The sequence below is a fragment of the Nakamurella sp. genome (assembly GCF_044224575.1).
Lineage (GTDB): Bacteria > Actinomycetota > Actinomycetes > Mycobacteriales > Nakamurellaceae > Nakamurella.
This window is the reverse complement of record NZ_JBGAKE010000021.1, coordinates 50,496-63,618: the sequence shown is the minus strand read 5'-3', so window position 1 is coordinate 63,618 and position 13,123 is coordinate 50,496. Positions and strand designations below refer to the sequence as shown.

At 70.3% G+C, this 13,123-nt stretch carries 16 protein-coding genes; 6 read left to right on the top strand and 10 right to left on the bottom strand.

The features are described 5' to 3' along the window. Positions 1-3 precede the first annotated feature (3 nt). Complete coding sequence (locus tag ACILSK_RS19865) at positions 4-564, top strand: cysteine hydrolase family protein (protein WP_395728912.1); 561 nt, start codon at positions 4-6, stop codon at positions 562-564. A gap of 54 nt (positions 565-618) precedes the next feature. On the opposite strand, the gene ACILSK_RS19860 is transcribed toward ACILSK_RS19865, so the two are convergent. Continuing rightward, on the bottom strand, positions 619-1,422 hold the full coding sequence (locus ACILSK_RS19860; RefSeq protein ID WP_395728911.1) for an inositol monophosphatase family protein: 804 nt from the start codon (positions 1,420-1,422) through the stop codon (positions 619-621). Between the two features lie 71 nt (positions 1,423-1,493). On the opposite strand from ACILSK_RS19860, the gene ACILSK_RS19855 reads away from it, so the two are divergent. From ACILSK_RS19855 to ACILSK_RS19840, 4 genes are all read left to right on the top strand, one after another. Next, positions 1,494-3,125, top strand: coding sequence for an alkaline phosphatase D family protein (locus ACILSK_RS19855; protein WP_395728910.1), 1,632 nt, complete (start codon positions 1,494-1,496; stop codon positions 3,123-3,125). 80 nt (positions 3,126-3,205) lie between these two features. Further along, complete coding sequence (locus tag ACILSK_RS19850) at positions 3,206-3,481, top strand: GlsB/YeaQ/YmgE family stress response membrane protein (protein ID WP_395728909.1); 276 nt, start codon at positions 3,206-3,208, stop codon at positions 3,479-3,481. A gap of 35 nt (positions 3,482-3,516) precedes the next feature. Further along, entirely contained in the window at positions 3,517-4,311 is a 795-nt protein-coding gene (locus ACILSK_RS19845; protein WP_395728908.1) for a thymidylate synthase, read from the top strand. Continuing rightward, positions 4,308-5,174, top strand: a complete 867-nt coding sequence (locus ACILSK_RS19840; RefSeq protein WP_395728907.1) for an ACT domain-containing protein — start codon at positions 4,308-4,310, stop codon at positions 5,172-5,174. The genes ACILSK_RS19845 and ACILSK_RS19840 overlap by 4 nt, the downstream gene beginning before the upstream one ends. Positions 5,175-5,179: 5 nt before the next feature. On the opposite strand, the gene ACILSK_RS19835 is transcribed toward ACILSK_RS19840, so the two are convergent. The 3 genes from ACILSK_RS19835 to rimO all read right to left on the bottom strand — a co-directional run bounded on the left by ACILSK_RS19835 (position 5,180) and on the right by rimO (position 7,817). After that, positions 5,180-5,572: a helix-turn-helix domain-containing protein gene (locus ACILSK_RS19835; protein WP_395728906.1), complete on the bottom strand. Its 393-nt coding sequence runs from the start codon at positions 5,570-5,572 to the stop codon at positions 5,180-5,182. A gap of 227 nt (positions 5,573-5,799) precedes the next feature. Continuing rightward, complete coding sequence (gene pgsA / locus ACILSK_RS19830) at positions 5,800-6,390, bottom strand: CDP-diacylglycerol--glycerol-3-phosphate 3-phosphatidyltransferase (RefSeq protein ID WP_395728905.1); 591 nt, start codon at positions 6,388-6,390, stop codon at positions 5,800-5,802. Beyond that, positions 6,387-7,817 carry a 30S ribosomal protein S12 methylthiotransferase RimO gene (rimO, locus tag ACILSK_RS19825; protein ID WP_395728904.1) on the bottom strand — a complete coding sequence of 477 codons (1,431 nt, stop codon included), beginning with the start codon at positions 7,815-7,817 and terminating at the stop codon, positions 6,387-6,389. Before rimO ends, pgsA begins: the two co-directional genes overlap by 4 nt. A 157-nt stretch (positions 7,818-7,974) precedes the next feature. Here rimO and ACILSK_RS19820 point away from each other — a divergent pair, with 157 nt between their 5' ends. Then, on the top strand, positions 7,975-8,499 hold the full coding sequence (locus ACILSK_RS19820; protein WP_395728903.1) for an amino-acid N-acetyltransferase: 525 nt from the start codon (positions 7,975-7,977) through the stop codon (positions 8,497-8,499). Positions 8,500-8,520: 21 nt separating this feature from the next. Here ACILSK_RS19820 and ACILSK_RS19815 read toward each other — a convergent pair whose 3' ends face one another. From ACILSK_RS19815 to gap, 6 genes are all read right to left on the bottom strand, one after another. After that, a complete protein-coding gene (locus tag ACILSK_RS19815) occupies positions 8,521-9,036 on the bottom strand; it encodes a hypothetical protein (protein WP_395728902.1) in 516 nt (171 codons plus the stop codon). A 132-nt stretch (positions 9,037-9,168) separates the two neighbouring features. Beyond that, positions 9,169-9,516, bottom strand: a complete 348-nt coding sequence (locus tag ACILSK_RS19810) for an RNA polymerase-binding protein RbpA (RefSeq protein ID WP_395728901.1) — start codon at positions 9,514-9,516, stop codon at positions 9,169-9,171. Positions 9,517-9,544: 28 nt separating this feature from the next. Then, positions 9,545-9,781 (bottom strand): preprotein translocase subunit SecG, encoded by a 237-nt coding sequence (gene secG / locus ACILSK_RS19805; RefSeq protein WP_395728900.1) that lies wholly within the window; start codon positions 9,779-9,781, stop codon positions 9,545-9,547. Positions 9,782-9,836: 55 nt separating this feature from the next. Next, positions 9,837-10,622: a triose-phosphate isomerase gene (gene tpiA, locus ACILSK_RS19800; protein WP_395728899.1), complete on the bottom strand. Its 786-nt coding sequence runs from the start codon at positions 10,620-10,622 to the stop codon at positions 9,837-9,839. A 6-nt stretch (positions 10,623-10,628) separates the two neighbouring features. Beyond that, complete coding sequence (locus tag ACILSK_RS19795; RefSeq protein WP_395728898.1) at positions 10,629-11,825, bottom strand: phosphoglycerate kinase; 1,197 nt, start codon at positions 11,823-11,825, stop codon at positions 10,629-10,631. A gap of 188 nt (positions 11,826-12,013) precedes the next feature. After that, positions 12,014-13,021, bottom strand: a complete 1,008-nt coding sequence (gene gap / locus ACILSK_RS19790) for a type I glyceraldehyde-3-phosphate dehydrogenase (RefSeq protein ID WP_395728897.1) — start codon at positions 13,019-13,021, stop codon at positions 12,014-12,016. Between the last annotated feature and the right edge of the window lie 102 nt (positions 13,022-13,123).

The following is a 13,123-nucleotide window of genomic DNA, read 5'->3' as shown; positions in this document are numbered from 1 at the left end:
GCCATGACGACTCTCCAGGACCGGCCGAACACGGCGCTGCTGATCATCGACGTGCAGAACGGGGTGGTGGACGGCAGCTACCGGCGCGACGAGGTGGTCGCGACCATCAACCGGCTCTTGGATCGAGCCCGCGGCGCGGACGTTCCGGTCGTCTGGATCCAGCACTCCAGCGACGAGCTCCGGCCCGACACACCGGTCTGGCAGTACGTGCCCGAGCTCGTGCGGGCTGCCGGCGAACCTCTGGTGCACAAGCGCTACGGCGACTCGTTCGAGGACACCACGCTCGAGGAGGTGCTGGCCGAACTGGGGGTGGGGCGCCTGGTGGTGACCGGCGCACAGACCGATGCCTGCGTGCGGTCCACGCTGCACGGCGCGTTCACCCGCGGCTACGACGCCACCCTGGTCGCCGATGCGCACACCACCGAGGACCTCACTGCCTACGGGGCGCCGCCGCCGGCGGCCGTGATCGCGCACACCAACCTGTACTGGAGCTTTCAGGACGCGCCCGGCCGGACCGCCGCGACGGTCGGGTCGTCGGATGTTCGGTTCGGCGCCAACGGCTGACCGGCTCCTCGAGCTGACCGGTCTCCACGAGCAGGGCGTCCCGGTGGTGGTTGGTCAGCCCTCGCCGAGGACGGCCGCCCGGGCCTGGGCGACCGCGGTGGGCGGGCCGGCGGCGTGCCACCGATGGCCGCCGTAGTCGAACACCGCGGTCGTCCCGCCGAGCCCGAGCACCAGGGCGGCGCCCGGCAGCCAGTCCCACAGCGGCGGATCGGCGTGCAGCCAGACGCCCAGCCGGCCGGCCGCGACGGCGGCGAGCTCGATGGAACCGGAGCCGATGATCCGGACGGACGCCGCTCCGGCGATCGCCCGGACCAGCCCGTCCCGGAGCGTCGGGTTGAGCAGGCGGGGCGGGTGCAGGTAGGTGGTGATGGCCACCTCGGAGATCTCCCGGTCGGTGATCCGGGGCAGGGGTGCACCGTTGAGGGTGGGGGGTATCGACGGTCCGCCGACCCACAGCTCGTCCGTCGTGGGCTGGTAGATCGCGCCCAGGACGAGGTCGGCCAGGGGGCCGCCCTCGGGATCGAGCCTGTCGGTGGGGCCGTCGACCAGGGCCAGGGCGGAGCACCAGGCCGGCAGCCCGGAGACGAAGTTGTACGTGCCGTCGACGGGGTCGATCACCCACGTCCGCCGGCCGGGTGCGGCCGCGCCCTCCTCGCCCAGCAGCCCGTCGGCCGGGCGCAGGGCGGCCAGCCGCTGCACGATGAGCGCCTCGGCGGCCTTGTCCGCGTCGGACACCACGTCGCTGATGCTCGTCTTCTCCTCGACCCGGAGTCCGTCCGCCCTCATCCGAGCGGCCAGCCGGCCCGCGGTGGTCACGAGTCCGGCGGCGATCTGTGCGTCCGAAAGGATCTCTGTCACCGTCCCAGCTAACCAGCCGGCGGGACCGATCGCGCTGGGCGGGTCGTGGCGTGGCCTGGTACACAGGGGCGGTGACGCAACTGCTGCTCGGCCCCCTGTTGCGGCATGTCGGACCCACGGACGCGACGATCTGGGTGGAAACGGACAGTCCCTGCGAGGTACGCATTCTCGGTGCGAGCGAACGCACCTGGACGGTTCGCGGGCATCACTACGCGCTGGTCCCGATCACCGGGCTGGACGCGGGGACGAGCACGCAGTACCAGGTCGAACTGGACGGCGAACGGGTGTGGCCGCCCGCCGACGACGACCGGCCGGCCCCCCGGATCCGCACCGTGGCCGCCGACCGGCCGGTCTCCATCGCATTCGGGTCCTGCCGCTACGCCAGCTCCTCCGCCGTGGACGATCCCAGGTACGACGCCGATGCCCTGGCGTCGCTGGCCCGTCAACTCGTCGCCCGGCCGGAGGAGCAGTGGCCGCAGGCCTTGCTCATGCTCGGCGACCAGGTCTACGCCGACGAGACGTCCGCGGGCACCCAGGAGAAGATCCGTCGGCGTCGGGACATCACCGAGGGCGCGAAGGAACAGGTCGCCGACTTCGAGGAGTACACCTGGCTCTACCACGAGTCGTGGACCGACCCCGACGTGCGGTGGCTGCTGTCGACGGTGCCGACGTCGATGATCTTCGACGACCACGACGTCCGGGACGACTGGAACACCTCGCAGTCCTGGCGCCGGGACATGGCCGAACTCCCCTGGTGGCGCGAGCGGATCGTCGGCGCCCTGACGTCGTACTGGGTGTATCAGCACCTGGGCAATCTCGGCCCGGCCGAGCTGGCCGAAAGCGAGCTGTACCAGCGGGTCCGGACCGCCGGCGGTGACGTCGAACCGCTGCTGCGGGAGTTCGCGGTGGCCGCCGACGCCGAGGCCGACGGGGCCAAGGGCGCGCGCTGGTCGTACCGTCGCGACTTCGGCCCGGTGCGGCTGCTGGTGATCGACTCGCGTTGCGGCCGCGTCCTGGACGGCACCCGCGGCATGATCGGCAACGCCGAGTTCGACTGGATCACCGATCAGCTGGGTGGCGACTACCGGCACCTGCTGATCGGCACCTCGCTCCCCTGGCTGCTCGCGCCTGCCCTGCACGACATCGAGGCGTGGAACGAGGCGCTGTGTGCGGGTCGCCGCGGCCGGCTGGTCGCCCGCTGGTCCGAAGGGCTCCGGCGGGCCGCCGACCTGGAGCACTGGGCGGCCTTCGGCCGGTCGTTCGAGCGGCTCTCCGGGTTGATCGCGGCCGTCGGCCGGGGTGAGTACGGCGGCGCCGGCGGGGCGCCCTCGACCATCTGCGTCCTGTCCGGCGACGTGCACCACGCCTACATCGCGGCAGCGTCGATGGCCGGCGGAACCGAATCGGCGGTGTATCAGCTGACCTGCTCGCCCTTGCACAACCGGGTGCCCGCGGCCATGAAGCTGGCCTTCCGGGCGGGCTGGAGCAGCGTCGCCGAGCACTCGGTCCGTGTGCTCATCGGCACCGTCGCCCGCATTCCCCGGCCGCAGACCCGGTGGCACCGGCTGGCCGGCCCGCTGTTCGGCAACGACGTGATGTCGCTGACCCTGGACGGGCCCCGGGCCCAGGTGCGGCTCGACCAGGCCGGGCCGGACGCCGACCGTCCCGAGCTGCACGAGGTCACCCGGCTGCGGCTGGCCTGACTGCGGGCCAGCGCCGCGCCGTCACCCGGGACGGGTGAGCCGGGCCGTCCGCCCGGTCCCATCGCGTAACGTGATGCCCCGTGCTCATCATCGCGATCATCCTGGTGGGGATGCTGGCCGGCGCTGCCGCGCAGCTGATCTTCCGCAGCCGCAAGCGTCCGATCGACTGGACCGCGGCGATCGTCGTCGGCCTCATCGGCTCGTTCGTCGGCGGCATCATCCTGAGCCTGCTGTTCGGGGACGGCTTCAACATCAGGCCCAGTGGGCTGATCGGCTCGATCATCGGCGCGATCGTGGTCACCGGGGTCTACAAGCTGGCGACCGGACGCACCCCCGGCGACCGCCGCCGCAGCTGACCGGAACGGCGCCCCGACGGCGCTAGGGTGGGCGGATGCAGCAGTACCTGGACCTGATGGACCGCATCCTCACCACCGGAACCGTCAAGTCCGACCGGACCGGCACCGGCACCCGCAGCATCTTCGGTCACCAGATGCGGTTCGATCTGGCGGACGGGTTTCCGCTGGTCACCACCAAGAAGGTGCATACCCGCTCGGTGATCGTCGAGCTGCTCTGGTTCCTGCAGGGTTCGACGAACGTGCGCTGGCTGCAGGAGCGTGGGGTCACCATCTGGGACGAGTGGGCGGACGCCGACGGTGAACTCGGCCCCGTCTACGGCCATCAGTGGCGTTCCTGGCCGGCCCCGGACGGGCGGCAGATCGACCAGATCGCCGCCGTCGTCCGGTCGTTGCGCACCAACCCCGACTCCCGACGGCACGTCGTGTCCGCCTGGAACGTGGCCGAAGTCGACGAGATGGCCCTGCCGCCGTGCCACACGATGTTCCAGTTCTACGTCGCCGACGGCAGGCTGTCCTGCCAGCTGTACCAGCGGTCGGCCGACGTGTTCCTCGGCGTGCCGTTCAACATCGCCTCCTACGCCTTGCTGACCGCGATGATGGCGCAGGTGGTGGGTCTGCGGCCGGGCGAGTTCGTGCACACCCTGGGCGATGCGCACCTGTACTCGAACCACCTCGAGCAGGCCCGCCTGCAGCTGAGCCGCACGCCGCGGCCGCTGCCGGAACTTGAGCTCAAGCCCGACGTCAGGGAGATCGACGCGTTCACCCTGGACGACATCGTGATCCGCGGGTACGACCCGCACCCGGCGATCAAGGCGCCCATCGCGATATGACGACCGTGGTGCTGGTGGCCGCGGTCGCCTGCAACGGGGTGATCGGCGCCGACGGTGGCATGCCGTGGCATATCCCGGCCGATCTCAAGCGATTCAAACGGCTGACCATGGGCCATCCGATGGTGATGGGTCGCAAGACGTTCGAATCGATGGGCGCGCTGCCCGGGCGGCGCAGCATCGTCGTCACCCGCGACCGGTCGTGGCGGGCCGACGGTGCCGAGGTCGCCGACTCGCTGGACACCGCGCTGGCCATGGCGGCCGACACGGACGACCTGGTCATGGTGGTCGGCGGTGGCCAGGTCTACGCCCAGGCGATGGAGCGGGCCGACCGGCTGGAGATCACCCATCTCGACCGGGCCGCGCCGGGCGACACCGTGTTCCCGGTGATCGACCCGGCCGCGTGGGAGGTGACCGACCGGGAGGACGCCGACGGCTTCGCATTCGTGACCTACGACCGGCGGCGCCCCGTCCGCCACCTGGACGAGCTGATCCGGTCCATGCAACCCGAGCTGCAGGCCGGCGAGTTCGTCTACTGCACGGTGCCCGGGCCGGCCGTGCCCGCCGGCCTGTTGCCGGTGGCGACCGTGCGGGAAGCCGAGGGGCTGACCCTGGTGCTCCCGGTCGACGAGGCCGCGGCCGCCGGGCTGGCCGGCCCGTTCCGGTGCCGGCAGATCACCCTGCAGGTACATTCCGCGCTGGACGCGGTCGGCCTGACCGCGGCGTTCGCCACGGCGCTGGCGGGCGACGGGATCCCGTGCAACGTGGTCGCCGGTTTCCACCACGATCATCTGTTCGTGCCGGCCGAGGATGCGGACCGGGCCATGGCCGCGCTGGCGGCGCTGACGCACACCCGGGCCGACTGACCCACTCAGGCGACGGGCGCTCCGGGGCGCGTCGCGTCGTACGGGACGACGATTCGCAGCTCCGGATCGATGCGCGTCTGGCTCATGCTCGGCACCCGGCGTTCGCGGTTCGACGCCCCCATGCCGGTCTTGACCGAGTTGGCCACCACCGCCCGCTTGTCCGGCACGGGGCCGGTCCGCATGCTGCGGCTGACCGAATCCAGGAGGTCCGACAGCTCGAGGTCCAGGGCGTCGCAGATCGACGCGAGCAGCTCGCTGGATGCCTCCTTGCGTCCGCGCTCGACCTCCGAAAGGTAGCCGAGTGAGACGTTCGCGGCGGTCGACACGTCACGAAGCGTCCGGTTCTGTCGGGTCCGGGCATCCCGCAGGGTCTCCCCCACAGCGTTACGCAGGAGCATGTCGCACCTCCTCTCTGCGGTCGGTTGCTACGTTACCGTGCAACGGATCTGCCCGGCTGGCCATTTCATCCACCAGGTCGGGGCGACACTCCTTCTTCACCACTGGTCACAACGCGATTGCTGACTCCGATGTTCCACGACGTGAATCACCGGCCGGTTACGAAACCATTGCGTCGAGACTTGTCGTGCCCGCCGAGGTCCGGTCGGCGGTTGCCGAAGCGCCCCGCTCAGGCCTGCCCGGCGGGCCGGTGCGCCCGTGAGTACAGCAGGGCGGCCCGTACGCAGTAGTCGATGCCGGTGACCAGGGTCAGCACCACCGCCAGCCCCATGGTGCCGATCGCCACCCACTGCAGCGCCGCCGGCAGCGGCAGGATGTACAGCCCGATCGCGATGATCTGCACGAACGTCTTCGCCTTGCCGCCCGGGCTCGCCGCGATGACGCCGTACCTGATGACCGCCAAGCGCAGCAGGGTGATCCCGATCTCCCGGACCAGGATGACCACCGTGACCCACCAGGCCAGGTCGCCGAGCATGGACAGGCCGATCAAGGCCGAGCCGGTCAGCGCCTTGTCGGCGATCGGGTCGGCGATCTTGCCGAAGTCGGTGACCTGGCCGCGTTTGCGGGCGATGTGCCCGTCGTACCGGTCGGTGATCGCCGCGAGCGCGAACACCGCCCAGGCAATCCACCGCCAGGTGGTGTCGTGGCCACCCTCGGCGAACAGGGCCAGCAGGAAGACCGGTACCAGGATCAGCCGGAGCACGGTCAGCGCGTTCGGCAGGTTGACCAGCGACACCTTCGGAGCTGGCCGGTCCGTCATCGGGCCATGACCGGTTCGACGTCGACGGCCGGCTCGGCCGTGGCCATCAGATCCACGCCTTCGCTGCCGGTGACGAGGCACCGAACCAGGTCACCCGGGCGACGATCCTCGGCCGAGGCCACCTGGACCTCACCGTCGACGTCGGGCGCCTGATGGTCGCCGTGCCCGATCACGATCCCGTCGTCGACCCGGTCGACCATCACCAGCAGCGGCGAACCCACCCGGTCCTCCGCGCGTTGGGAGGTCAGCTCCTCGACCAGTTCCGTGATGCGTTCCACCCGCTCGGCGATGACGTCCGGGGAGTGTTTGCCGTCCAGGCGCAGCGCCTCGGTGCCGTCCTCGTCGGAGTAGCCGAACACGCCGACCGCGTCGAGCCGGGCGCCGATCAGGAACCGTTCGAGCTCGGCCAGGTCGTCCTCGGTCTCGCCGGGGAAGCCGACGATCACGTTGGACCGGATGCCGGCGTCGGGGGCGGCGTCCCGGATCTGGTCGACCAGGTGCAGGAACGAGTCGGTCGATCCGTACCGGCGCATCCGCCGCAGCACCGCCGCCGACGAATGCTGGAACGACATGTCGAAGTAGTCCGCGACCGCCGGGATCTCCGCGATCGCCTGGATCAGCCAGGGGCGGGTCTCGGCGGGCTGCAGGTAGGACAACCGGATCCGGGTCAGCCCCGGCACGTCGGCCAGGCCGGCCAGCAGGTCGGCCAGCTGCCGGTCGCCGGCCAGGTCCTTGCCGTAGGAGGTGGTGTTCTCGCTGACCAGCACGACCTCGCGGACGCCCTGGTCGACCAGCCAGGCGGCCTCGGCCAGGATCTCGGCGGGCGGCCGCGACACGAACGCACCCCGGAACGACGGGATCGCGCAGAAGGTGCAGCGCCGGTCGCAGCCGGACGCGATCTTGAGCGGGGCCACCGGGCCCGGATCGAGCAGGGTGCGGGGCACCGCCGGGCCGGAGGCGTGTCCGGGGACCGACACGGCCGCGGCCGCCGCCGTGCGGTCCACCGGGCTGATCGGCAGCAGGGTCCGCCGGTCCATCGGGGTGTGCGGCGCGGGCCGGTGCCCGGCCAGCACATCACCGAGCAGCGCGCCCAGCCGTGGGTAGGCATCGAAGCCGAGCACGGCATCCGCCTCGGGCAGTGCGTCGGCCAGTTCCCGGCCGTACCGCTCGGCCAGGCAGCCGACCGCGACGACCTTCGCGCCGGTGTCCGCGGCGGCCAGCACCGCGTCGATCGAGTCCTTCTTCGCGCTGTCCACGAACGCGCAGGTGTTCACGACGATGACGTCCGGCCGGTCGTCGTCCTGGACGAGCCGATAGCCGTCGGCGTGCAGCCGGCCGGCGAGTTCGGACGAATCAACGTCGTTGCGGGCGCAGCCCAGGGTCACCAGACCCACCCGGGTGACGGCCGACGTCGATCCTGTGGACACTTGCTCACCTTAATCGCTGCCGGGAGCCTGCCGTGCCCGCGTCGACCCCGACCGCCCCGGCCGGCCGCCGATCCGACGCTGCGGCGCCGAACGGGTCGATCCGCCCGGTCGAGTTCGATGGCGGTCGCACGGGGTGGACCGACTAGCGTCTACCGACGTGACCGACCCATCCACCACCGGACCGGGCGCCCGGGTCACCGTCGACCGGGCCCGGGTGGGGGACGTCCGGGCGATCAAGCGGCTGGTCGACGAGTACGCCGGTCCGATCCTGCTGGAGAAGACGCTGGCCGACCTCTACGAGGCCGTGACCGGGTTCTGGGTGGCCCGCCTCGACGGAGCCGTCGTCGGCTGCGGGGCCCTGCACGTGTTCTGGGAGGACCTGGGCGAGATCCGCACCGTGGCGACCGACCCGCGGGCCCGTCGCCGCGGGGTGGGCCATGCGGTCTGCACCGAGATCATCGCGCAAGCGGTCGAGTTGGGCCTGCACCGGCTGTTCGTGCTGACGTTCGAGGTGCCGTTCTTCTCCTCGCTCGGCTTCGAGCCGATCCGGGAGCTGGATCTGTCGTTGGAGGCGCAGGCCGAGCTGCGGGCCTCCTACGACCGAGGCATCGCCGAGTTCCTTGATCTGCCATTCGTCAAGCCGAACACCCTGGGCAACACCAGGATGCTCAAGCACCTCTGACCGGCCCCGCCGGCGCCCGGGTCAGCCGCAGCGCGCCTCGGTGATCTCGGCCTCGAAGCGCTGATCGTCCGGCAACTTGTTGGAGCCGACGATGATCGTCCTGATCTCCTGCGGGGCCAGGGCCGCGGAGTCGGACTGCTCGACCGTGGCGGCCGCCTGATCGCTGCCGACGGGGAAGATCGTCAGCTTGAGCGCCACGCCGTTGGCGCAGCCGGCCGGCGCGGTCACCTTCACGCCCCAGCAGCGATTGTCGCCGTCCGCACAGTCGAACGAGTCCTTGTCGGTCTCGAACCCGCTGTAGACCCCGTTGCCGTGGTCGTGGAAATCGGCCGGCGGGTAGCCATCGGCGCCGGCGGTGACGGTGGTGGTGACCGTCTCCTCGGTGGTGGAGCGGGCCGTCTTGACCACGGTGGTGGTCGCGGTGACGGTGCTCGGCGCGTTGACGACGGTCGCCACGGCGTTGCCGGACGAACCGCAGCCGACGCACAGGACCGCGCCGGCGAGCAGCAGACCGGGGACCGCGAAGAAGCGCTTCACCCGAGCATCATCGCCGAAGAATCGCCGGGCGACCGGCGCACTCCCCCGATCGGGTCACGGAACTTCGGACCCGGCCGGGGCCGGCGGATGGTCCGCGGCGTCCGGTCCGGCCGTCCCCGGCGCCCCGCGGACTCAGAACCGCGGGGTGCGCTTGTCCTCGATCCGGGCGAGCGCCTCGGCCAGGAGGGCCTCGCCGTCCTCGTCGCTGCGCCTTTCCTTGACGTACGCCAGATGCGACTTGTAAGGCTCCACCCGCGTCGCGGGCGGTGGCGCCCCGCTGTCCTGGCCGGCCGGAAAGCCGCAGCGCGGGCAGTCCCACACGTCGGGCACCTCGGCGTCCATGGCGAAGGCCAAGGTGGTCATGTGACCGTTGGCACAGAAGAACTCGAAGCGCTGCCGGGGGGCGGACTCACCACGATCGGCCTCGCCCATCCGACCTGCGCCGATCCGGGACCCCCGGATCGGATTGCCAGCTGCCATGACGACCTGCCCTTTCGGCGAGCCTCGTTCAGGCCCCGACCTTCAACAACAACCCGACGCCGACGATGGAGATCGCCCAGATGGCCGCCACAAAGAGGGTCAGCCTATCCAGGTTCTTCTCCACCACCGACGATCCGGACAGGGACGACTGCATCGTCCCACCGAACAGCGACGACAGCCCGCCACCCTTGCCGCGGTGCAACAGGATCAACGCCATCAGCGCCAGGCTGGTGATGACGAGGAGAATCTGCAGGAAAAGGGTCATGACTGCCTTGCGGTGCGACGGGTGGAACGGGGCGCGTCGAGTTTAACCCGCCCGATCAGGGCAACACCCCCACCGCGTTCGCGGCCAGCGTGGCGAACTCGGTGCCGTCCAGCGACGCGCCACCGACCAGGGCCCCGTCCACGTCGGTCTGCGAGCAGATCTCCCCGACGTTGCCGGACTTGACCGAACCGCCGTACAGGATCCGGATCCCGTCGGCGGTCTCCTGCCCGTACTTCTCGGCGAGCGCGGCCCGAATTGCGCCGCAGACCTCCTGGGCATCGGCCGGGGTGGCCACCCGGCCGGTGCCGATCGCCCACACCGGCTCGTAGGCCAGGACGACCGACTTCACCTGCTCATCGCTGATCTGGGACAGCCCGGCCAGTACCTGGTTGACCGAGTGCTCGACCTGGTTGCCGGCCTCCCGAACCTCCAACCCCTCGCCGATGCACAGCATCGGGATCAACCCGTGCTTGTAGGCGGCGGCGACCTTCTTGGCCAGCAGCTCGTCGGACTCCTGGTGGTACTCGCGCCGTTCCGAGTGGCCGACCAGCACGTAGGTGCAGCCGAGCTTGGCCAGCTGGATGCCGGAGATGTCACCGGTGTAAGCGCCGGAGTCGTTCGGCGAAATGTCCTGCCCGCCGTAGGTGAAGTCGATCTTGTCCGCCTCGATCAGCGTCTGCACCGAGCGGAGCGCGGTGAAGGGCGGGAAGATCGCGACGTCGACGTGCTTGAGGTACTTCTCCGGCAGGGTGAACGAGATCTTCTGGACCAGGGCGATGCCCTCCAGATGAGTCAGGTTCATCTTCCAGTTGCCGGCGATGAGCGGCTTGCGCGTGGCCATGGTGAGTCAGTCCTCCAGAACGGCGATGCCGGGCAGTTCCTTGCCCTCGAGATACTCCAACGAGGCACCGCCGCCCGTCGAGATGTGGGTGAACCCGGCCTCGTCGACGCCGAGAGTGCGGACCGCGGCCGCAGAGTCGCCGCCGCCGACCACGGAGAACGACGGGGACGCGGCGATCGCCTCGGCCACCGCCTTGGTGCCCGCGGCGAAGGGTGCGAGCTCGAACACGCCCATCGGGCCGTTCCAGAACACCGTTGCGGCGCCGGAGACGACCTCGGCGAAGTTCGCCGCACTGGTCGGGCCGATGTCCAGACCCATCCAGTCGTCCTCGATGCCGTCGACGCCGACCGTCTTGATGGCGGCATCGGCCGAGAAGGCGTCCGCGACGACGACGTCGGTCGGCAGGACGATCTTGTCTCCGCTGCCGGCGAGCAGGCCCTTGCAGGTTTCGATCTGGTCCTCCTGCAGCAACGACTTGCCGACGCCGTAACCCTGTGCGGCCAGGAAGGTGTACGCCATGCCGCCGCCGATCAGCAGCTTGTCGACCTCCGGCAGCAGGTGAGTGATCACGCCCAGCTTGTCGGAGACCTTCGAGCCACCCAGGATCACCGCGTACGGCCGCTCCGGGTCGACGGTCAGCTTCTTGAGCACGGCGGTCTCGTTCGACACCAGGTAACCGGCGTAGTGCGGCAGCCGCTGGGCGACGTCGTACACGGACGCCTGCTTGCGGTGCACCACGCCGAAGCCGTCGGAGACGAACGCGGCATCGGCACCGACCACCGCGACGAGGTCGTCGGCCAGTGCGCCGCGCTCGGCGGCGTCCTTGCTGGTCTCCCGGGCGTCGAAGCGGACGTTCTCCAGAACCGCGAGCTGCCCGTCGGACAGCGCGGCAACGGTGGCCTTGGCCGACGGCCCGACGAAGTCGTCGGCCAGCGGGACGGACGTCTCCAGCAGCTCACCGAGCCGGGTGGCCGCCGGGGCCAACGAGTACTTGGGATCCGGGGCCCCCTTGGGCCGACCCAGATGCGCGGTGACCACCACTTTGGCCCCACCGGCGAGCAGCGCCCGCAGGGTCGGCAGGGACGCCCGGATGCGGCCGTCGTCGGTGATGACGTCGCCGTCCAGGGGCACGTTCAGGTCGGCGCGGACCAGCACGGTCCGTCCGGCGACGCCGGACGCCAGCAGGTCATCGAGGGTGTGCACGCGAAACTCCTCAGGCAGTTACGGGATGTCGCAGTGGATCGTGGTGCAGTGGATCGTGGCGCGGGTGGATCGTGGCGCGGGTGGATCGTGGCGCGGGTGGATCGATGGAGCAGGGTCGCGCCGCGGCGCAGACGACACACGGCTGCCGCCCGTCCGGTTGGCCGGACGGGCAGCAGCCGCGCGATGGTTCAGAGCTTGCTGGCGACGATCGAGGTGAAGTCGACCAGCCGGTTCGAGTAGCCCCACTCGTTGTCGTACCAACCGACGATCTTGAAGAAGTTGCCGCCCAGCCCGATCGTCAGCGGCGAGTCGAACGTGCAGGACGCCGGGGAGCCCTGGATGTCGCTGGAGACGATCGGGTCCTCGCTGTAGAACAGCCGGCCGGCCAGCGGGCCGTCCGCGGCCGCCGCCTTGAACGCGGCGTTGACCTCGTCGACGGTCGTGCCCTTCTCCAGCTCGACCGTCAGGTCGGTGACCGAGCCGGTCGGCACCGGCACGCGCAGCGCGTAGCCGTGCAGCTTGCCCTTGAGCTCGGGCAGCACCAGCGCGGTCGCCTTGGCGGCCCCGGTGGTGGTCGGGATGATGTTGATGGCCGCGGCCCGGGCCCGACGCAGGTCCGAGTGCGGGAAGTCCAGGATGACCTGGTCGTTGGTGTACGCGTGGATGGTGGTCATCAGACCCTGGACGAGACCGAAGTTCTCGTGCAGCACCTTGGCCATCGGGGCCACGCAGTTGGTCGTGCAGGACGCGTTCGACAGGATCGTCTGGGACCCGTCGTACTTGTCGTCGTTGACGCCGACCACCACGGTCAGGTCCTCGCCGCTGGCCGGCGCGGAGATGATGACCTTCTTGGCGCCCGCGGAGATGTGCTTGCGGGCGGCGTCGGCCTTGGTGAAGAAGCCGGTCGACTCGATGACGATGTCGACGCCGAGGTCGCCCCAGGGCAGCGCGCCCGGGTCGCGCTCGGACAGCGCCTTGATGTCCTTGCCGTCCACCGAGATGACGCCGTCGCCGGCCTTCACCTCGTACGGCAGCTTGCCGAGAATGGAGTCGTACTTCAGCAGATGAGCAAGAGTCTTGGTGTCGGTCAGGTCGTTGATGGCGACGATCTCGACGTCCGTATCCAACGAGTCCACCGCTCGCCAGAAGTTGCGGCCGATCCGGCCAAATCCGTTCACACCGACGCGCACAGTCACGTCTGTCCGCCCTCCTCATTGGGGTTCCCGCAGCAGGGTCGTAATCCGCTCGAACGGGATCGATCAAGAGACTTCGCCCACGTCGTTGGGGACGTTGCCGGA